Source organism: Intestinimonas massiliensis (ex Afouda et al. 2020) (assembly GCF_001244995.1).
In the GTDB taxonomy this organism is placed as follows: Bacteria; Bacillota; Clostridia; order Oscillospirales; family Oscillospiraceae; genus Intestinimonas; species Intestinimonas massiliensis.
The window spans coordinates 28,745-45,588 of the sequence record NZ_LN869528.1 but is presented as its reverse complement, the minus strand read 5'-3'; the positions used below and the strand labels follow the sequence as shown (position 1 = coordinate 45,588).

Sequence of the window (16,844 nt, the reverse complement as noted above, 5' to 3'; positions counted from 1 at the left end):
TCTGAGTGTATAAAGGGGGGCCCGGAGGGAAACTTCCCTCCGGGCCCCCTTATGCTTCCATTCCCAGAGGGAAGGTTACTTCATGCCGTTCTCGTAGGCCTCGATCATTTTCTTGAACGTGTGACCCGAACGAACCGGCTGCGGCTGGCTCCAACCCACATCCCGCGCGGCACTGGAGCGCAGATTCCGCAGATAACGGTCGGTGGTCTCGCCGGTAAAGAGTTGGATCTGGAGGCGCATGGAACCGTCGGCCTCCGGTGTGGCCACGATGCGCTGGATATACTGGTCCACGAATTCCTTACCGATCAGACCGCTGGATGCCTCCTGCCGGGCGGCCTGGAGCGTCCGGCGTACAGATTCGATGTGGGATTTGAAGTCGGAGGCGGAGCCGCGCTGGGCGGACAACTCCTCCAGCTCCGCCCGGGCGGCTTCGATCTCCTGGGCGCACTGGCGGTTCATGGAGAGAAAGTCCTGGTCGGACAGCTCGCCCAGAGCGTTGAAGGTCAGCAGCTTCTGCCGCTTTTTTTCCGCCGTCCCAATGGCCTGCTCCAGCGCCTCCATGTGCCGGGTCAGCCCGCCCTCCTGCTCCAGAGAACGGTACAGCTCGATATACTCCTCCACCAGCGCCCCGGCGTCGGCGTCGGCCTGACGGAACACCTGGAAGAGAAGGGGCTTGAGTTCCTCCTCGTAGATGGGAAAGGAGGGGCAGGAGGCCGCGCCGTTTTTGATCTTACCGCTGCACACCCACTTGCTGTTTTTGCGGCCGGTCCGGTCGACAGAGTCCCGGCGGTAGTAGGCGGAGCCGCAGTGGGCGCAGTAGAGCTTGCCGGTGAGCAGGTTGGCGTGGTTGCAGATGCCCTGGCGGTGCCGAACATCCGCGCTACGCCGTTTCAGCACCTGGTTGGCCTGCTCCCAGAGGGCCTCCTCCACCAGGGCGGGCACAATAGTGCCCGATTCATCCTTGAACAGCACCCACTCCTCCGGAGGAAGAAATTTCTGCTTTTTGGTAAACAGGTCAATGACCTTGACCTTGTTGCCCGCATAGTAGCCCTTGTACTTCGGATTGGAGAGGATACCGGACATGGTGGTGTGAGACAGCTTTTTGCCGTTGTGGTTCCGGTAGCCCTGCGTCCAGAAGCGGTTCTCCAACTGTTTCAGGCTGTACTGTCCGGTGGCATAGAGCTGGAACAGCTCCCGCACCATGGGGGCCTCCTCCGGGTCGACGACCAACCGGCCCTTGTCCTTGCGGTAGCCGAAGATGCGGCTGTTGCCCAGCACCACCCGGTTTTTGATGGCCTGCTGATGACCAAACTTCACCCGGCTGGACAGCTTGCGCAGCTCGTCCTGGGCGATACCCGACATGATGGTCAGCCGGAGCTCGGAATCCTCGTCCAGGGTGTTGATGTTGTCGTTTTGGAAAAAGACCCCCACGCCGGCGTTCAACAGTCGGCGGGTGTACTGGATGGAGTCCAGGGTGTTCCGGGCGAAGCGGGTGATCTCCTTGGTGATGATGAGGTCAAAGGCTCCGGCCTGGCCGTCCTCCACCATGCGGTGAAAGTTTTCCCGGTTCTTGGTGGTGGCGGCGGAGAGCCCCTCGTCAATATAGCCCTCCACATAGGTCCAGTTGGGGTTTTTGCGGATCAGCTCCTCATAATAGGAGATCTGGTTGCCCAGGGAGTTGCGCTGTTCGTCGGATTCGCTGGACACCCGGGCATAGAAGGTTACCCGGAGAGGGAGGTCGTAGACGGTGCGGGTTCTGAGCTGGGAACGGGCGCTGTGGATATCCATAATGCATGTCTCCAGATTGGTTTGATGGTATGATGATACCACGGGAAGAAGCGAGGCGGCTACCGGGTATTATTCCCACAAAGGGGCTCTGGAAACAAAAAAGCGGCGCGTCCCAGTGGGGACGCGCCGCTTTGGATAGCGCTTCGATCAGTCGGTGACGAAGGGCAGCAGGGCGATCTGACGAGCCTGCTTGATGGCCTTGGTCAGCTGACGCTGATGCATGGCGCAGGTGCCGGTGGTCCGGCGGGGCAGGATCTTGGAACGCTCAGACAGGAAACGGCGCAGCTTGGCCGCGTCCTTATAGTCGATGTGCTCCACCTTGTCCACGCAGAAGCTGCAGACCTTGCGGCGCTTCCGGCCGCGGGGACGCTCTCTATCCATAGCCATGGTACTTACCTCCCTATAAAATGGTTTTTATTGGGAGACTGCCGGCGGGCCGATCCCGCCGCTGCGGTCTCAGGAAATCAATGCTCAGAAGGGCAGCTCGCCGTCATCGTCATCCAGCCCGGCGAACTGGTCGCCGCCGCCCATGGGGGCGGAGTAGGCAGGGGGAGCGGCCGGGGCGCTGCCGGGCGCGGGAGCGGAATAACCGCCGTAGCTGCCGCCGCCCTCGGCGTCCCGTTTGGAGTCGCCGAAATAGACGTTGTCGGCTACCACCTCGGCGCTACGGCGCTTGTTGCCGTCCCGGTCGGTCCAGTCACGCAACTGGAGCCGGCCCTCCACCACGGCCAGCCGGCCCTTGGTAAAGAAGCGGGAGACAAACTCGGCGGTGGAGCGCCAGGCCACAATGTCAATGAAATCGGTGGCCTTTTCACCGGTGGATTTATCTTTGAAGTCCCGATCCACAGCCAGAGAGAAGGAGGCCACGGGGGTCCCGGTCTGGGTGTGACGGAGCTCCGGGTCGCGGGTGAGGCGGCCCATCAAAATAATGCGGTTGAGCATGGGCCCTCCTTACTCGTCCAGGCAGACGACCTGAGAGCGCATCACGCCGTCGGTGATCCGCAGCACACGGGCCAGTTCGTTGGGGAACGCGGCGTCAGAGTCGAAGCTCATAAGCACGTAGTAGCCCTCGTTCAGGTCGTTGATGGGATAGGCCAGACGACGCTTGCCCCACTCATCCACTTCCTTGACGGTGCCGTGAGCCTCAGCCATGGTCTTGAACTTGGCGACCAGAGCGGCGGTGGCCTCCTCGCTCATCGCGGGGTCGAGGATGTAGACCACCTCATAATTTCCGTTGACTTTTGCCATTTTCTTGCACCTCCTTATGGACATATGGCCCTCACGCTGCGGTGAGGGCAAGGATGTGCCTGTCAATATCCAGACAAGCTACACTATTATATAGGAAATTTCGGATTTGTCAAGCCGGAACGGGAGATTTCCCGTGGAAAATCTCCCGTTTCAGCATTATTTTATGGGAATTTGGATGGGCTGGGCAAATTCCGTGGAGCGGTTGGAGGTTAGGACGATGGTTACGGTGTCCCAAGGGTAGTCCAGCAGGGTGCGGTACTCCGTGGAGCGCTCGCACCAGCCGTCCCCATCCTCGTCGGTGGCCGACATGGAGTAGCCGCCCCACGCGTGCTCCCCCCCCTCGGGGTCGTAGTAGCTCCAGTGCAGGGACACGCCGTCCCCGGGTTGAAGGGCCCAGTATACGTTGTTCCCGCTCCGCTCCACGCTCTCTATGACCATGCCCTCGGGGAGCCAGTCGGCCTTGCCGGTGCTCAGGTCCAGGGTGAAGGTGGTTTTATCTTTGTCCAGCCAACTGGCTCCGGTGATGCAGAGGGTCAGGTCCCGGCTATCCGAGAAATAGCAGCTCTCCAGTTGGATTGTCTCTCCGCCGCCGTAAGTGACGCTCGGCCGTTCATAGCGGTTCCCCAGACCGTCCACGGCGTAGCAGCTCAGCCCTTTGAGCAGGGCGGTGTTGTCCGGGTCCTCCGACAGGGTGAACTCCATGCGGGTGGGGTCGATGGTGAGCGATTCCAGGCGGATACGCTGGCCGTCCAGCTCCACCCACTGGTCCAGGGCGATGCTCCGGCCAGGGCCCAGCAGATTGGGGTCAATGGTCAGGCCGAAGGTAAAGGTAGTCAGGGCGGGGGGGAGCTGGCTGGGCCCGGCGTCGTGCCAGGGACCGCCGGGCGGTGCGGTGGGGGCCGGTGTGGGGATGGCGGTGGCTGAGGCCAGGCCCTCTTTAGCTCGTCCGGTATCCTGGATATCCAGGCGCAGGCGCAAGGCTTCCGGTACACGGCCGTCCACAAAGTAGAAGCTGGCCAGCTTGTAGTCCTCCTCATCCTGCTGGCTGGGAGCTCCCCAGGTCGCCACATAGCCGTCGACCCGATTCCCATCCGAATCCAGAAGCTCGGGGTGGGCCTCCAACTGCGTGTCGCCGTCGGAGCGCAGGGTATAGAACACGTTGAGATTGTTCTGGTCCACGATGAGATACCGGACCGACGCGGTCACGCCGTCTTTTGCCTGGGTCTGGAAGACGGGCTGGAGATAGTCGTGCTCCAGAGCTGCTTTGAGGCTGGGCTCGAGGGCCACCGCCTCGGCCAGCTCCCGGATGACGGGGACGCTTTTGCAGGCCATGGCGAAGGGGGTGGAGACGTTGACCAATACGACAAAAGCCGCCGCGACCCCGGCCAGGGAGGCCAGCGGGATGCCGAAGCGGCGCCCGGCGCGGGACCGCCTGGCCCGGGTGCGGGCCCGGGCCACCGCGCCATCCAGGGCGGCCGGAGTCTCGTTCAGCGTTTGGATCAGGGTCCAGTATTCTTCTTTACGGCTCATGCGCCCACCTCCTCGCTGTCTGTCAGCTCCAGCCGCAGCAGGGACAGGGCCTTCCGCTGGCGGGTGGCCACCGTCCCCTGGGGAATCTGTAATGTCTCGGCGGTCTGGGCCAGGGTCAGCCCGTCAAAGTACCGCAGGATGATGACGGCCCGCAGGTCACGGGGCAGCCGGGCCACCGCATCCCGCAGGGGCAGGGCGTCAAAGACCTCCTGCGCCGTCTCAGGCAGCTCGGCCATGGCCACCTCCCGCCTCCGCCGGCGCAGCTCGGCGTTGCATACGTTGATGAGGATGCGGGTGAGCCAGGTGTCGCAGTATTGCTCCTCCCGCAGCGTTCCGCAGGCACGGAAGCCCTTGTAGACGGCCTCATCCACCGCTTCCAGCGCCAGGGCCTCGCTGCCCAGGTAGAGCAGCGCCGTGCGGTAAAGGCAGGCTTTCCGCCCCTCCGCCCGGGCGGCAAAAGCGGCCTCGGTCATGCCCCATCCCTCCTTTCCGCCCATTAGATGATTTCAGTGGGGGTTTTGATTGCGCGCGTTGAAATTTTTTTCGTTCCACGCTATAATAATGTCTGCTGAATCAACCGCGCTGCGGCGGATTCCTATATTCAGTACGCATTATAATAGCACACAATACAAGGCCATGCTTTTGCCCGGCGAGATCGAGGACCTCAGCCGGGCGGTGGAGAAGCTGTGCGGCTACCGGGCCAACACCATTGAAGAGATAAAAAACGCCTAGAGGACGGCAGCGACCCGGAGCTGGGTCTCGTGTACTGGCTCTTCCGCGTGAAGGGCTGGGCCCCGGGGGACTACGCCCGGATGTCCCCCGGGGAGCGGGATTTGGTCTGGGCGCTGGCGTCCTACGAGGCGGAGCACGGCCCGCCGCCGGGCTGCCCCTTCCTGCGGCCCCGGGCATGAAAAAGCCGCCCCGGAGCGGGGCGGCGGCGCTATTCTTCTTTGGGTGGGAAGCTGGCCCAGATGGCCCAGATAAGTGTAAGGAAGCCAAGGGGTCGGTAAAATTGAGTGCCACCGATGGTAGCCTCCGAGAGTCCGCAAAGCAGGAGACCGACTGCTAAGATCCAAATATAAAGAGCGAAGTGGTGGCTGATGAGTTTGAACTTTCTCATATGCGTGCCGCACCTCCCGTACCAACATTATATCAAGTTTCCCACAGAAGTCAACTGGAGGTGAGCCTATGCCAAATGACGGCATCAATATCTATATGTCCCTGATCGACAAGGTGTCGTCCCCTCTGGACGGCATCGGGAAAAAAACGAAGGTGTTCAGCAAGGATATGGACGAAATGAAGGAGACGCTGGGCCGATGGATCGGATGGAGGATTTGGCTTGAACGAACTGGACCGTTTGCCCATTCCGCTGCTGGAGTGGTACCGGGATAACGCCCGGGCGCTGCCCTGGCGGCCCGCTCCGGGGAGCCGCACGCTGGGGGACCCCTATCGGGTGTGGGTGTCGGAAATTATGCTCCAGCAGACCCGGGTGGCGGCGGTGCTGGATTATTATCAGCGCTTTATGGCGGCGCTGCCCACCGTGGAGGCCCTGGCGGCGGTGGAGGAGGACCGGCTGATGAAGCTGTGGCAGGGGCTGGGTTACTACAACCGGGCCCGCAACCTGCGCAAGGCCGCACAACAGATCACGGGCGAATGCGGCGGGCGGTTTCCGGACACTTATGAGGGCCTGCTGGCCCTGGCTGGCGTGGGGGAGTACACCGCCGGCGCCATCGCCTCCATCGCCTTCGGAGCGCCAGTGCCCGCAGTGGACGGCAACGTGCTGCGGGTGGTCTCCCGCATCACCGGAGATGAGGGGGATATCGCAAGGCCGGAGACCAAAAAGCGGATGCGCTCGGCCCTCCAGGCCGTTATGCCCCGGCAGGACCCGGGAGATTTCAACCAGGCCATGATGGAGCTGGGAGCCATGGTGTGCCTGCCCAACGGAGCGCCCCGGTGTGGGGCGTGCCCGGCCGGCGGGTTCTGCCGGGCCAGGCGGGAGGAGCGCACGGGGCAGCTCCCCGTCAAGACCGCCCAAAAGGCACGGCGGACGGAGCGTCGGACGGTCTATCTGATTTTCCACGGGGACACCGTGGCCCTGCGCCGCAGGCCGGGCAGGGGCCTGCTGGCCGGGCTGTGGGAGTACCCCAATCAGGCCGGGGGCGGGCTGGAACCGTTGACGCAGTGGGGGATCATCCCCCGGTCTGTGGAGCCGGTGGGAGTGGGGAAGCACGTTTTCTCCCACATCGAGTGGCACATGGGGGCCCTGGCGGTGGAGGCGGCGGAGACATCCCTGCCGGAGGGCTGGGTGTGGGCCGACCAGGCGGGGCTGCGCAGCACCTATGCGGTGCCCAGCGCCTTCCAGAGCTTTGCGAAAACGGTGGAACAGAGATTACAGGGGGAATAATTGTGGCAAAATTATACTTTCGGTATGGCGTTATGGGGTCCAGCAAGACGGCCAACGCCCTGATGGTGCGCTATAATTATGAGGAACGGGGGCAGGTGGCCCTGCTGGTCAAGCCGGAGATCGACCAGCGGGACGGGGCCAAGTTCGTGGCCTCCCGGATGGGACTGTCCCATGCGTGCATCTATTTTTCCGAGCTGGCGGCCATGCCGGAGGAGCAGGTGCGGTCCTATGCCTGCGTCATTGTGGACGAGGCGCAGTTTCTCAGCCGGGACGAGGTGCAGTATCTGGTCCGCGTGGTGGACGATTGGAACGTGCCGGTGATCTGCTACGGCCTGCGGGCGGACTTTTCCGGCCAGCTCTTCCCGGGCTCTCAGGAGCTGCTGGCCACGGCGGACATCATCGAGGAGGTGAAGACCATCTGCTGGTGCGGCAAGAAGGCCACCTGCAACGCCCGCTTCGACGAAAACGGGACGGTGCTCCGGGAGGGGGAGCAGGTGGTGCTGGGGGCCAACGACCAGTACATCGGCCTGTGCCGCAAGCACTGGCGGGAGGGCAATTTAGGGCCCGACTTCCGAAAGGAAGGCGTCTGAGGCCAGCAGGAGGCCCAGGCGGAGCCCCTCGCGGAAGCAATAGAGGCCGTGGGCTTTCATGGGGTGGTCCCGGAGGTAGTCGGGCCAAAGGTTGGGCTTGGGGTCGCAGACCCAGGCGTCGTAGAGGGCTTCGATGGCAGGGATCATGAGAACATCTCCTTAGCACGCGGTTGCGTGTATTTATAAGGATACTATATCACACGCTCTTGCGTGTGTCAAGGAGGAAAAGGGATGTTTCCGGAACGATTAAAGGCCCTGCGCAAAAAGAACGGGTGGACGCAAAGAGAGGCGGCGGAAGCCACTGGGATGTCCTATCGGGGACTTCAGGACCTGGAGGCAGGGAAAAAACCGGGCTATGACAGCCTGTTGAAGCTTGCAGATGGGTTTGAAGTGTCGGTGGACTACCTCATGGGCCGGACGGATGATCCCCGGCTGCATCAGTTGGACGAATAGGAGGCGGCGCACCTCTGTGGGAGCAAAGCATACGGCCTCATTTTTTCAGGCAAAGGAAGTGAACCCCATGCGCTGCAACCTCTGTCCCCGCCAGTGCGGAGCCCTGCGCACCGAGACCGCCGGGGAGGGCCGCTGCCGGATGCCCGGCGTGCCGGTGGTGGCCCGGGCGGCCTTGCACATGTGGGAGGAGCCCCCGATCTCCGGGACAAACGGCTCCGGTACGGTGTTTTTCTCCGGGTGCTCCCTGGGCTGCGTGTTTTGCCAGAATCACCGGATCAGTCAGGAGGATTTTGGCCGGCCGGTGACGGTGGAGCGCCTGCGGGAGATCTGCTGCGAGCTGATCGGCCAGGGGGCCCACAACGTCAACCTGGTCAACCCCACCCACTACGCCCACGTTGTGGCCCGGATGCTGGACGAGCCCCTGCCGGCGCCGGTGGTGTGGAACTCCGGCGGCTATGACCGGGTGGAGACCCTGCGCTCCCTGGAGGGGAAGATCCAGATCTACCTGCCCGACCTGAAATACCGGACCCCCGCTCTGGCAGAGCGGTACTCCGGCGCGGCGGATTACCCCGAGACTGCCGCCGCCGCCATCCGGGAGATGGTGCGGCAGACCGGACCCTATGAGCTGGGGCCGGACGGATTGCTTCGCAGAGGGGTGATCGTCCGCCACCTGATCCTGCCCGGCCGGGTGAACGAGGCCAAGGCCGTTATGGACTGGGTGGCGGAGACTTTCCCGGCGGGGACGGTGCTCTTCTCCCTGATGCGGCAGTATGTGCCTCAGGGGCGGGCGGCGGAGTTCCCGGAGATCGACCGGAAACTGCGGGCCTCGGAGGCCCGGACGGCGGCGGAGTATATGGAAAATCTGGGCCTGGAGGGCTTTGTTCAGGAGGGGGCCGCCGCCGACAGCGGCTACATTCCTCCCTTCGACCTGACCGGCGTAGAATGACGAAGGGCCCCCGGCGGATTTCCGCCGGGGGCCCTTTACGTTCAGCGGGCCACGATGACCCGGATGCAGCCGCCCTGGTCGGCGGGCTTGTCATAGTAGCCGGTGAGGGTGTAGTCCCCGCCGGACACCAGGGAGAGGGAGGAGTAATAGTAGGTGTTGCCCCGCAGCTCATAGACGGCCACCGTATCGGAGAGGGGATACGTCCGGCTGCCGGCATAGACCGTCTTGCCGTCTACGCTGGTCAGAGTCACCTCGTTCAGGTTGGCCAGCTTGACGCCGTCCGCGTCCTGCTTGAGCTGGAAGGGGCCGGTCTTGACGTTGTACAGGGTGGCGCCGGTGATGGGGGCCTGCTGGACGCCGCCGATGTCGTACTCATAGACGCCGGAGACCGCCATGCCCATATCCGTCTCGCTGATGTGGGTGAGCACACCGTAGCGGTGCATGTCGCCGGTGACCTCGTTCAGGATGAGACGGCGGACGGCGCCGTGTTCGTCCAACTGGTAGAAGCGGACATCGCTCTCCCGGAGGCTGACGCCTTTCAGGCGGGAGGGATAGACCCGCACGGCCTGGGTGTCGCCGTAGGTGTCCAGGATCTCCACGTCGTCGGCCAGGTCGTAGGAGCCCAGCCGGGTGCCGTCGGTGCTCACCTTGCCGCTGATGCCGCTGCCGCTCAGGCGGGTGACCTGGACCGAGCCGCCGTTGGTGGTCACCTGGACCAGAGCGCCCGCCTTCAGATTCTTCTGGTCCCAGCGGTAGGAGTAGGTGTTGCCGTCGGTGGCCTGGACGGTGAGGGTGGAGGCGGTATAGGGATTGCCGGAGGCGTCCTCATAAGAGGCGGTCTCCACGGCGGTCACCATGCCGTAGACGGTGGAGCTGGTCCGGACGGGATCCAGCACGGCGGCCACCTGGTTGTCCCGGCCCAGCAGGAGGGTGACCGAGTCGCCCACCCGGAAGGGGCCCAGATCGCTGAGGTCGTAGGCGGCGGCCGGGGTCTCGATGGAATAGCTCTTGCCCGCCACGGTGACCGAGGTGGGGGAGGAGGCGGGGGTGATGGCCTCGATGCTGCCGGTGACCTTGTTGGAGTACACCCATAGGGTGCGCATGGACTTGGAATAGTAGACCACATCGTTGGCGGCCACGGCGGAGAGGGTGGAGGCGGAGCCGCCCCGGTAGACCTTAGCGGTGGACAGGTCGAAGGGTAGCTTGGATTGCCAGCCGCCGCTGGCCACCACGGGGCCCTCCATAGCCGCGTTGACAAGGGCCACGGTGTTGATGGTGCCGGAGGGAGTGACCAGGTGCTCGCCGGGCTTGAGCACGTCCAGCAGGTAGGCCGAGCTGTCGGCGGTCTTGGCGGTCAGCAAATTGTAAAAGAGGTACAGCGCATCCCGCCGGGTCAGCTCCCCGTTGAAGGCGGTGGTGGGTACGCCGGTGTCCAGGCCCAGGGCCCGGTATTTGGCCATCTGACCGGCGGGATAGGCGCCGGTAAAGTCGGAGTCCCGGTAGCCCAGCAGCCGCAGGACCATGGTGACGCCCTCGGCCAGGGTGATGTTGCGGTCGGGCTCAAAGTAGCCGTAGAGGTTGCCCCGGACCAGTCCGGCGCTGACGGCGGCGGCCACATAGCCCGCAGCCCAGTGGGTACGGGGCACGTCGGGGTAGGGATCGGTGGCGGTCTCGGGGCCCACGTTGTCCCGCAGCGGGGAGGCGGCCACCACCAGCTTGGTGAATTCGGCCCGGGTGACGGCGCGGCCCAGCATCAGGTCGCCGTTTTCGTTGCCGGTCATGATGTCCAGGGCGGAGAGCACCTGGGCGGCCTCTGCCTCGGTGGGCGCCTGGGCCGCCCGGGCGGCGGGCAGCAGGGATAGAACCAGGGCCGCGCAGAGCAGGGCGCTTGCAACTCGTTTCTTCATCTTTTTCGCTCCTTCTGTCAAGTAAGGGGATGACGCGCCGGCTCAATCATACCGCAGGGCGTCGATGGGGTTGAGGCGGGCGGCCTTGTTGGCGGGCAGATAGCCGAAGAGGACGCCGATGCCTACGCTGACGCCGAAGGCGATGGCCACCGAGCCCAGGGTAGGTACGGCGGAGAAGGTGGCGTTGCCGCCCATCTGGGCCGCCATCATGCCGCCGATGAGGCCGCCGGCAAGCTGGGCCAGGCCGATGCCCACGCCGATGCCCAGCACGCCGCCGATGGCGGAGGTGGTGCCGGCCTCAATGATGAACTGGCCCCGGATATCCTTGCGCTTGGCACCCAAGGATTTGCGGATGCCGATCTCCCGGGTGCGCTCGGTGACGGAGACCAGCATGATGTTCATAATGCCGATGCCGCCCACCAGCAGGGAGATGGCGGCGATGGCCACCAGCACCAGCATCATGGTGCTCATCATGGTGTTCATGGCGTCCATCATCTCGGCGCTGGACATGACAAAGTAGGCGTCGTCGTCCTGGTAGGTCTGGAAGAGCCGGTTTTCAATGATGCCCTTGGCGGCGGTGGAGCCGGCCTTGCTGGTGCTGTTGAAGAGATAGAGGTCCACCCAGCCGGTGCCGTTGAGCCGCATGGCGTTTCCATAGGGGAGGAAGAGGATGTCGTCGCCGCTGCCCTCGGTGCCGTCGGCCTTCTGGGTCAGCACGCCGATGACGGTGAAAGGCGTGCCACGGATGGTGAGGGTCCTGCCCAGGGCGTCTCCGCCGAAGGCGTTCTGTGCCAGGTAGCTGCCGATGACGCACACGTTCTGGTAGCGATCCACGTCAACGTAGGAGAGGAACCGGCCCTGGGCCAGGGTCTCGCCGCTCATGGTCTGGTTCCGGTCGGCGTCATAGAAAAACTCGCTGACACCGTAAATGGTGGTGCGCCCAAACTCCTCCGAGCCCTGCCGCACCATGGCCTGGGTGCGCACATAGGGGCTGACGCCGGAGAGATATTGGGGATACTTGTCTACCAGAGCGTACATGTCGGCGGGGTCCACCATGCGGGAGGAGGCCCCGCCGTAGTTGTAGATCTGCACCTGGAGCAGGTTGGCGCCCAACTGCTCAAACTGCTGGTTCATCATCTGCTGCATGCCGTTGCCCAGGCTGGTGATGACGATGACGGCACCTACGCCGATGATGATGCCCAGCATGGTCAGCAGGGCACGCATCTTGCTGGTCAGCAGGGATTTGATGGCCAGGCGGAAGGACTGCGTAAAATTCATGCCCTGGCCTCCTCTCCGTCTGGCGCGTCAAAGCCCTGGATGTCGTCGATATCCTCCTCGGGCTGGACCACGGCCTTGGGGTCCCGGGCGTCGCCGTCGTAGATGATCCGGCCGTCCTGGAGCCGTACGATGCGGTTGGCCTTGACGGCGATGGAGTTGTCATGGGTAATGAGGACCACGGTGTCCCCTTCCCGGTTCAGCTTCTGGAGGAAGGAGAGCACCTCCCGGCCGGTGCGGGAATCCAGCGCGCCGGTGGGCTCGTCGGCCAGGATGACCGAGGGGTTGCCCGCCAGGGCCCGGGCGATGGAGACCCGCTGCTGCTGTCCGCCGGAGAGCTGGCTGGGCAGGTTTTTGCCCTTGTCCGTCAGGCCCACCCGGGACAGAGCGCTCATGGCCCGTTCCCGACGCTCCGCGGCGTCCACGCCGGCATAGAGAAGGGGGAGTTCCACGTTCTCCAGCACGTTCAGCTTGGGGATCAGGTTGTACTGCTGAAAGATAAAGCCCAGCATCTTGTTTCGGATCTCGGCCTGGTCGTCGTCGTCCATGGTGGACACGTCCACGCCGCCCAGGTGGTAGGTGCCGGAGGTGGGCACGTCCAGACAGCCGATGATGTTCATGGCAGTGGACTTGCCCGAGCCGGAGGAGCCCACGATGGCCACAAATTCGCCTGGGTCGATGGCCAAGCTCACGCCGTCCAGGGCGTGGACGGTCTCGTCGCCCATCTGGTAGATCTTGTAGACGTCCTTGAGTTCAATGAGGTGTTCCATATTATCTGATCACCCCGTTATCAGCCCCAGGGGTTGGCGGAAGCGGCGTTCTGGATAAAGACGGTCTCGCCCTCCTCCAGCCCCGAGAGGACCTCGATGAAGGATTCGTCGTTCCGGCCCAGGGTGACCTCCCGGTCCTCCAGCTTGGAGGGGTCGGCCAGGCTGCCCGCCTCGTCCAGCGCGCCGGGGCCCGCCACCTTGACGAGGCTGACGCCGTTCTGGCCCCGGCTTACTGCCTCCACGGGGATGCACAGCACCTGGCCGGCGTCCTCCACAATGATGCGGGCGGAGATGTTCATGCCCGGCTTCAGCTCCTGGGGGGAGCCGTCAATACGCACGGTGACGGGGTAGGTGGTGACGCCGTTGGAGGTAGTTCCGTTGATGTTCACTTTGTCCACCGTGCCGGTAAAGCTCTGGCCGTCCAGCGCGTCGGAGGTAATCTCCACCTGCTGACCCACCTGAATCTTGTTGATGTCCAACTCGTGGATGTTGATGTCAAAGGTGAGGGCGGACAGGTCGTAGATGACGGCGGGGTAGGTGACGCCGCTGGTGGAGCCGGTGGTGGCGTCGATGTTGTCCCCCACGTCGTAGTTTTTCTCGATGACCTCGCCGTCGATGGTGGAGGTGATGGAGTAGTCCTCCAGCTTGTCTCTGGCGTTCTGGAGGGTCAGCTCGGCGGTCTTGACCTGGATGGCGGCATTTTGGATCTGCGTGTCCATATCGGTCTCGTCAAAGCCGCCGATGACTTGGTCCAGGAAGACCCGGTCCCCCTCCTGGACGGTGAGGCTCTTGAGTTCGCCGGAGGTCTTGGCCACCACCTGCTTGCTCTCTGCGTAGGCAAAGGTGCTGCTGGCGGCGCTGGCGGAGCCGTTGATGGTGGCCGAGCCGCTGGAGGTGTTGTCCAGCGCGCCGGGGTTCACCAGCCGGATGGTGACCGGCCGGACCAGGGTGCCGCCGGGACCCACCTCGTCGGTGGCGGCGATGGAGTCCACCGTGCCGTACAGGGTGTCCAGGGCACCGTCCACGCTGACCAGGGCCTGCTGGCCCACGGAGATGGAGGCCGCCTGGACGGAGTGGAAGGGAACGGTGAGCTTCAGGTTGTCCCGGTCCAGGATGTCGGCGATGGGTGCGCCCGCCGACACCATGTCCCCCTGGTCCACATACAGCTTGGTGACCACGCCGGCGGCGGTGGCCTTGACGGTGGCGTTTTTCTGGCTGTCGGACTGGTTCTTGAGGAGCTGGCTGTAGTTGAGGCGGGCGGACTCCAGACTCAGCTCAGCCTGCCGGATGGAGGCCTCCACGTCCTTGGAGTCGATACGGAAGAGCAGATCGCCCTTGTGGACGGTCTGACCCTCCTCGAAGGGGGCCTCCAGCACCTCGCCCTGGATCAGGGTGGTCACCTTATAAGAGTGGATGGGCTCGATGGTGCCGGTGCCGGAGACGGAGACCAGCAGCTCCTGCCGGGCGGCGACGGCGGGTATGTAGGAGCCCGCGGCCATGATGCTGCCAGTGCCGGAGCAGCTTTTGAACAGAAAGACCACCAGGGCGGCCAGCACCGCCAGGATGATCAGACGCTTGATCCACTTGCGCCGCTTTTTAGACGCAGGAGATTTGATTTTGGGCTTCTGCGCCGTCTCCCGGGTGGGAGTGACGGCCGCTTCGACCGCGGGTTTTTGCTTGACGACAGTTTGTTCCATGTTGCCGACTCCTTTACGAATGGGATATGTACCTTTCCCGATGCCCCTTTACGATACCAGAGAAAGATGAAGGGAAGGGAAGAGGAAACCTTAAATTTTCATAAAATTTTTCAAGGACCTCAACTGTTTATACTGGGTATAATATATATGCACAGGAAAATCAAAAAGTCAAGAGAAATTTCTGGGTAAGAATGTATAAGCTGGAAGCAGCCTGTCCACAATAGGACCGGAGGTGTTTCCAACCAATGAAAAAACGACCTTTTGTGGAACGGATTGGCGACTTTATGGCGGGAAAGGGCTTTTACATAGTCCTGTTCCTCTGCGTCGCCGCAATTGGAATCTCGGGCTATTATCTCTTTTCCTCTCTGAATCTGGGAGACGGCGGCAATACCGCCGTGGCGGGGCCCATCCAGGTGGTGGTGACCCCCTCCCCCTCCCAGTCGGCCACGCCCCAGCCGGTGAAGCCATCGGTCTCCCCCCAGGCTTCGCCCAGCCCGGGCACGGCTGCCCCCGCAACCATGCAGCCGTCCGGCAGCCCGGCAGTTTCGACCAGCCCCGCCCCGGCCCAGACGCCTGCGGCCCCAACGGTCTTTACCTGGCCGGTGAAGGGGGAAGTCATTGCGGATTATTCCCTGGAGGTGCTGGCCTATGACGAAACCATGGGCGACTGGCGCACTCACTCGGGTCTGGACATTGCGGCCAGCCTGGGCACGGAGGTGCTGGCTGTCTCGGCGGGCACGGTGGCGTCCATTGAGGACGACGTGCTGATGGGGACCACCATCGTGGTGGACCATGGCGACGGGCTGAAAAGCGTCTATGCCAACCTGGCCGCCACCCCTGCCGTTCAGGTGGGAGACGCGGTTCAGACGGGGGCCGTCCTGGGCGCGGTGGGGGACACCGCCGCGGCGGAGGCCGCCAAGGCCCCTCATCTCCACTTTGAGATGATCCGGGGGGATGAGCCGGTGGACCCGGCCTCCTTCCTGCCCCAGCACACGCCTTGAACAAGAAAGCGCGCGCACGGATACCGTGCGCGCGCTTTCTTGTCAACCGGACGAAAGGGCGCGGTGGTGGAGAGGAGTATAGGTCAGGCGGTCCTGGATGCGCTCCGACTGCATCAGAGTGATGCGACGCACCTTTGTACCCATGGGCGGCAGGGAGCGGGCAAAGGCCGCCCGGTCAAAGCCTGGGGCGGGGACCACCTGACGGCCCAGGGTGAGATGAGGGCGGAAGGGGCGGCGTTCCAGAACAAAGCCCGCCGCGCTCAGCTCCTCGGTGAGCTGCCGGTGCACCTCCAGCAGGGCGGGAGAGGGCTCTATGCCCAGCCACCAGAGATCACCATCCCGCTGGCGAAACAGGCCCGGGGCCCCAATCTGGAGATCAAAGCCCGGAGCCGACACCCGATCCATGGCGGCCTCAGCGGCGGCCCGGCGTTCGGTCTCGCCCAGAAAGGCCAGGGTGAGATGAAAATTGTCCGTCAGGGTGAATCTGCCGCGCAGACACTGGCCCTGCAGCCGCCCGGCGGCCTGACGGAGCTGTTCCCGCAGCGGCGCGGGAAAGGAGACGGCGATGAACAGACGCATAAAATCCCCCTTTGCTATTGGTCCTGCTGCGGCCATTATAGCAAAGGGGGATGCGGTGCGCAATGGGGGGACAAGGGATCAGGACTCCATGTGACGGCCCAGGAAGCCGGCAATGGTCTGCGCCAGCTTATAATCGGTCTCGCTGCTCTGGATCTCGCTGTCGGTGCCGGCAAAGAGCACGCAGCCCAGCACATCGCCCTCGGAAAGAATGGGCGCGGCACAGGAGATCACATATTTGTCGCTGTCCTCGCACAGCGGAAGGGGGGGGGCGCCAGGCTTGAACTGATAGATCTGGCGGCCTTCCATGATCTGTTCCAGTTCAGGGGAGACCCGCTTGTCGGCCAGTTCCCGGCGGGCCGCTCCGGCCACGGCGATGCAGGCGTCCCGGTCGGTGATGACGGCGATCTCGCCGGTAGTTTTGTTCAGGGTCTCGCACATCTGCCCGGCAAAGTCGCCGAGCCCTCCCATGAGGGAGTATTTTTTGAAGATGACCCCTCCATCCTTGTCGGTGTAGATCTCCAAGGGGTCGCCCTCGCGGATACGCATAGTACGGCGGATTTCCTTGGGAATGACCACGCGGCCCAGGTCATCGATCCGCCGCACGATACCAGTTGCTTTCATATATAGAATTCCTCCTGCGGTCTTGTTGTTCTAGA

20 protein-coding genes are annotated in these 16,844 nt (G+C 63.6%); 7 read left to right on the top strand and 13 right to left on the bottom strand.

Going from position 1 to position 16,844, the window contains the following annotated elements:
- Window positions 1-75 precede the first annotated feature (75 nt).
- The 6 genes from BN2154_RS00340 to BN2154_RS00315 form a co-directional block, all read right to left on the bottom strand.
- On the bottom strand, window positions 76-1,788 hold the full coding sequence (locus BN2154_RS00340) for a recombinase family protein (protein ID WP_050616904.1): 1,713 nt from the start codon (window positions 1,786-1,788) through the stop codon (window positions 76-78).
- A gap of 147 nt (window positions 1,789-1,935) precedes the next feature.
- Window positions 1,936-2,175, bottom strand: coding sequence for a 30S ribosomal protein S18 (gene rpsR / locus BN2154_RS00335; RefSeq protein ID WP_050616903.1), 240 nt, complete (start codon window positions 2,173-2,175; stop codon window positions 1,936-1,938).
- Between the two features lie 84 nt (window positions 2,176-2,259).
- Complete coding sequence (locus BN2154_RS00330; RefSeq protein ID WP_050616902.1) at window positions 2,260-2,730, bottom strand: single-stranded DNA-binding protein; 471 nt, start codon at window positions 2,728-2,730, stop codon at window positions 2,260-2,262.
- A gap of 9 nt (window positions 2,731-2,739) precedes the next feature.
- Complete coding sequence (rpsF, locus tag BN2154_RS00325) at window positions 2,740-3,036, bottom strand: 30S ribosomal protein S6 (RefSeq protein WP_050616901.1); 297 nt, start codon at window positions 3,034-3,036, stop codon at window positions 2,740-2,742.
- Between the two features lie 156 nt (window positions 3,037-3,192).
- Complete coding sequence (locus tag BN2154_RS00320; RefSeq protein WP_050616900.1) at window positions 3,193-4,566, bottom strand: DUF4179 domain-containing protein; 1,374 nt, start codon at window positions 4,564-4,566, stop codon at window positions 3,193-3,195.
- Window positions 4,563-5,039 (bottom strand): sigma-70 family RNA polymerase sigma factor, encoded by a 477-nt coding sequence (locus BN2154_RS00315; RefSeq protein WP_094762279.1) that lies wholly within the window; start codon window positions 5,037-5,039, stop codon window positions 4,563-4,565. The genes BN2154_RS00320 and BN2154_RS00315 overlap by 4 nt, the downstream gene beginning before the upstream one ends.
- A 288-nt stretch (window positions 5,040-5,327) precedes the next feature.
- Between BN2154_RS00315 and BN2154_RS15575 the strand changes: the two genes are divergently transcribed.
- The 4 genes from BN2154_RS15575 to BN2154_RS00300 all read left to right on the top strand — a co-directional run bounded on the left by BN2154_RS15575 (window position 5,328) and on the right by BN2154_RS00300 (window position 7,560).
- Window positions 5,328-5,477: a hypothetical protein gene (locus tag BN2154_RS15575; protein ID WP_154666602.1), complete on the top strand. Its 150-nt coding sequence runs from the start codon at window positions 5,328-5,330 to the stop codon at window positions 5,475-5,477.
- 277 nt (window positions 5,478-5,754) lie between these two features.
- Window positions 5,755-5,958: a hypothetical protein gene (locus BN2154_RS15940; RefSeq protein ID WP_195892274.1), complete on the top strand. Its 204-nt coding sequence runs from the start codon at window positions 5,755-5,757 to the stop codon at window positions 5,956-5,958.
- Window positions 5,906-6,970, top strand: a complete 1,065-nt coding sequence (gene mutY, locus BN2154_RS00305; RefSeq protein WP_050616897.1) for an A/G-specific adenine glycosylase — start codon at window positions 5,906-5,908, stop codon at window positions 6,968-6,970. Before BN2154_RS15940 ends, mutY begins: the two co-directional genes overlap by 53 nt.
- Window positions 6,971-6,972: 2 nt before the next feature.
- Window positions 6,973-7,560 carry a thymidine kinase gene (locus tag BN2154_RS00300; protein WP_050616896.1) on the top strand — a complete coding sequence of 196 codons (588 nt, stop codon included), beginning with the start codon at window positions 6,973-6,975 and terminating at the stop codon, window positions 7,558-7,560.
- Here BN2154_RS00300 and BN2154_RS00295 read toward each other — a convergent pair.
- A complete protein-coding gene (locus BN2154_RS00295) occupies window positions 7,528-7,707 on the bottom strand; it encodes a hypothetical protein (protein WP_050616895.1) in 180 nt (59 codons plus the stop codon). The genes BN2154_RS00300 and BN2154_RS00295 overlap by 33 nt on opposite strands.
- Before the next feature lie 84 nt (window positions 7,708-7,791).
- Here BN2154_RS00295 and BN2154_RS00290 point away from each other — a divergent pair, with 84 nt between their 5' ends.
- Together BN2154_RS00290 and BN2154_RS00285 are read left to right on the top strand one after the other, a co-directional pair.
- A complete protein-coding gene (locus BN2154_RS00290; RefSeq protein ID WP_050616894.1) occupies window positions 7,792-8,013 on the top strand; it encodes a helix-turn-helix domain-containing protein in 222 nt (73 codons plus the stop codon).
- 67 nt (window positions 8,014-8,080) lie between these two features.
- Complete coding sequence (locus BN2154_RS00285) at window positions 8,081-8,959, top strand: radical SAM protein (protein WP_050616893.1); 879 nt, start codon at window positions 8,081-8,083, stop codon at window positions 8,957-8,959.
- 41 nt (window positions 8,960-9,000) lie between these two features.
- On the opposite strand, the gene BN2154_RS00280 is transcribed toward BN2154_RS00285, so the two are convergent.
- The 4 genes from BN2154_RS00280 to BN2154_RS00265 are packed head-to-tail and all read right to left on the bottom strand — an operon-like array spanning window position 9,001 to window position 14,608.
- On the bottom strand, window positions 9,001-10,866 hold the full coding sequence (locus BN2154_RS00280; RefSeq protein ID WP_050616892.1) for an S-layer homology domain-containing protein: 1,866 nt from the start codon (window positions 10,864-10,866) through the stop codon (window positions 9,001-9,003).
- A 42-nt stretch (window positions 10,867-10,908) separates the two neighbouring features.
- Window positions 10,909-12,144 (bottom strand): ABC transporter permease, encoded by a 1,236-nt coding sequence (locus BN2154_RS00275; RefSeq protein ID WP_050616891.1) that lies wholly within the window; start codon window positions 12,142-12,144, stop codon window positions 10,909-10,911.
- Window positions 12,141-12,911, bottom strand: coding sequence for an ABC transporter ATP-binding protein (locus BN2154_RS00270; protein ID WP_050616890.1), 771 nt, complete (start codon window positions 12,909-12,911; stop codon window positions 12,141-12,143). Before BN2154_RS00270 ends, BN2154_RS00275 begins: the two co-directional genes overlap by 4 nt.
- 20 nt (window positions 12,912-12,931) lie before the next feature.
- Window positions 12,932-14,608 carry an efflux RND transporter periplasmic adaptor subunit gene (locus tag BN2154_RS00265; protein WP_050616889.1) on the bottom strand — a complete coding sequence of 559 codons (1,677 nt, stop codon included), beginning with the start codon at window positions 14,606-14,608 and terminating at the stop codon, window positions 12,932-12,934.
- A gap of 245 nt (window positions 14,609-14,853) precedes the next feature.
- Here BN2154_RS00265 and BN2154_RS00260 point away from each other — a divergent pair, with 245 nt between their 5' ends.
- Window positions 14,854-15,609 (top strand): M23 family metallopeptidase, encoded by a 756-nt coding sequence (locus BN2154_RS00260; RefSeq protein WP_050616888.1) that lies wholly within the window; start codon window positions 14,854-14,856, stop codon window positions 15,607-15,609.
- A gap of 42 nt (window positions 15,610-15,651) precedes the next feature.
- Here BN2154_RS00260 and thpR read toward each other — a convergent pair whose 3' ends face one another.
- Window positions 15,652-16,188, bottom strand: coding sequence for an RNA 2',3'-cyclic phosphodiesterase (gene thpR / locus BN2154_RS00255; RefSeq protein WP_050616887.1), 537 nt, complete (start codon window positions 16,186-16,188; stop codon window positions 15,652-15,654).
- A gap of 78 nt (window positions 16,189-16,266) precedes the next feature.
- Window positions 16,267-16,809, bottom strand: a complete 543-nt coding sequence (locus BN2154_RS00250) for a stage V sporulation T C-terminal domain-containing protein (RefSeq protein WP_050616886.1) — start codon at window positions 16,807-16,809, stop codon at window positions 16,267-16,269.
- Between the last annotated feature and the right edge of the window lie 35 nt (window positions 16,810-16,844).

Bases quoted from the DNA above. Each gene is read 5' to 3' on its own strand.
- BN2154_RS00340 (WP_050616904.1), bottom strand. From the start codon at position 1,788: ATGGATATCCACAGCGCCCGTTCCCAGCTCAGAACCCGCACCGTCTAC.
- rpsR (WP_050616903.1), bottom strand. From the start codon at position 2,175: ATGGCTATGGATAGAGAGCGTCCCCGCGGCCGGAAGCGCCGCAAGGTC.
- BN2154_RS00330 (WP_050616902.1), bottom strand. From the start codon at position 2,730: ATGCTCAACCGCATTATTTTGATGGGCCGCCTCACCCGCGACCCGGAG.
- rpsF (WP_050616901.1), bottom strand. From the start codon at position 3,036: ATGGCAAAAGTCAACGGAAATTATGAGGTGGTCTACATCCTCGACCCC.
- BN2154_RS00320 (WP_050616900.1), bottom strand. From the start codon at position 4,566: ATGAGCCGTAAAGAAGAATACTGGACCCTGATCCAAACGCTGAACGAG.
- BN2154_RS00315 (WP_094762279.1), bottom strand. From the start codon at position 5,039: ATGACCGAGGCCGCTTTTGCCGCCCGGGCGGAGGGGCGGAAAGCCTGC.
- BN2154_RS15940 (WP_195892274.1), top strand. From the start codon at position 5,755: ATGCCAAATGACGGCATCAATATCTATATGTCCCTGATCGACAAGGTG.
- BN2154_RS00295 (WP_050616895.1), bottom strand. From the start codon at position 7,707: ATGATCCCTGCCATCGAAGCCCTCTACGACGCCTGGGTCTGCGACCCC.
- BN2154_RS00290 (WP_050616894.1), top strand. From the start codon at position 7,792: ATGTTTCCGGAACGATTAAAGGCCCTGCGCAAAAAGAACGGGTGGACG.
- BN2154_RS00285 (WP_050616893.1), top strand. From the start codon at position 8,081: ATGCGCTGCAACCTCTGTCCCCGCCAGTGCGGAGCCCTGCGCACCGAG.
- BN2154_RS00280 (WP_050616892.1), bottom strand. From the start codon at position 10,866: ATGAAGAAACGAGTTGCAAGCGCCCTGCTCTGCGCGGCCCTGGTTCTA.
- BN2154_RS00275 (WP_050616891.1), bottom strand. From the start codon at position 12,144: ATGAATTTTACGCAGTCCTTCCGCCTGGCCATCAAATCCCTGCTGACC.
- BN2154_RS00270 (WP_050616890.1), bottom strand. From the start codon at position 12,911: ATGGAACACCTCATTGAACTCAAGGACGTCTACAAGATCTACCAGATG.
- BN2154_RS00265 (WP_050616889.1), bottom strand. From the start codon at position 14,608: ATGGAACAAACTGTCGTCAAGCAAAAACCCGCGGTCGAAGCGGCCGTC.
- BN2154_RS00260 (WP_050616888.1), top strand. From the start codon at position 14,854: ATGAAAAAACGACCTTTTGTGGAACGGATTGGCGACTTTATGGCGGGA.
- thpR (WP_050616887.1), bottom strand. From the start codon at position 16,188: ATGCGTCTGTTCATCGCCGTCTCCTTTCCCGCGCCGCTGCGGGAACAG.
- BN2154_RS00250 (WP_050616886.1), bottom strand. From the start codon at position 16,809: ATGAAAGCAACTGGTATCGTGCGGCGGATCGATGACCTGGGCCGCGTG.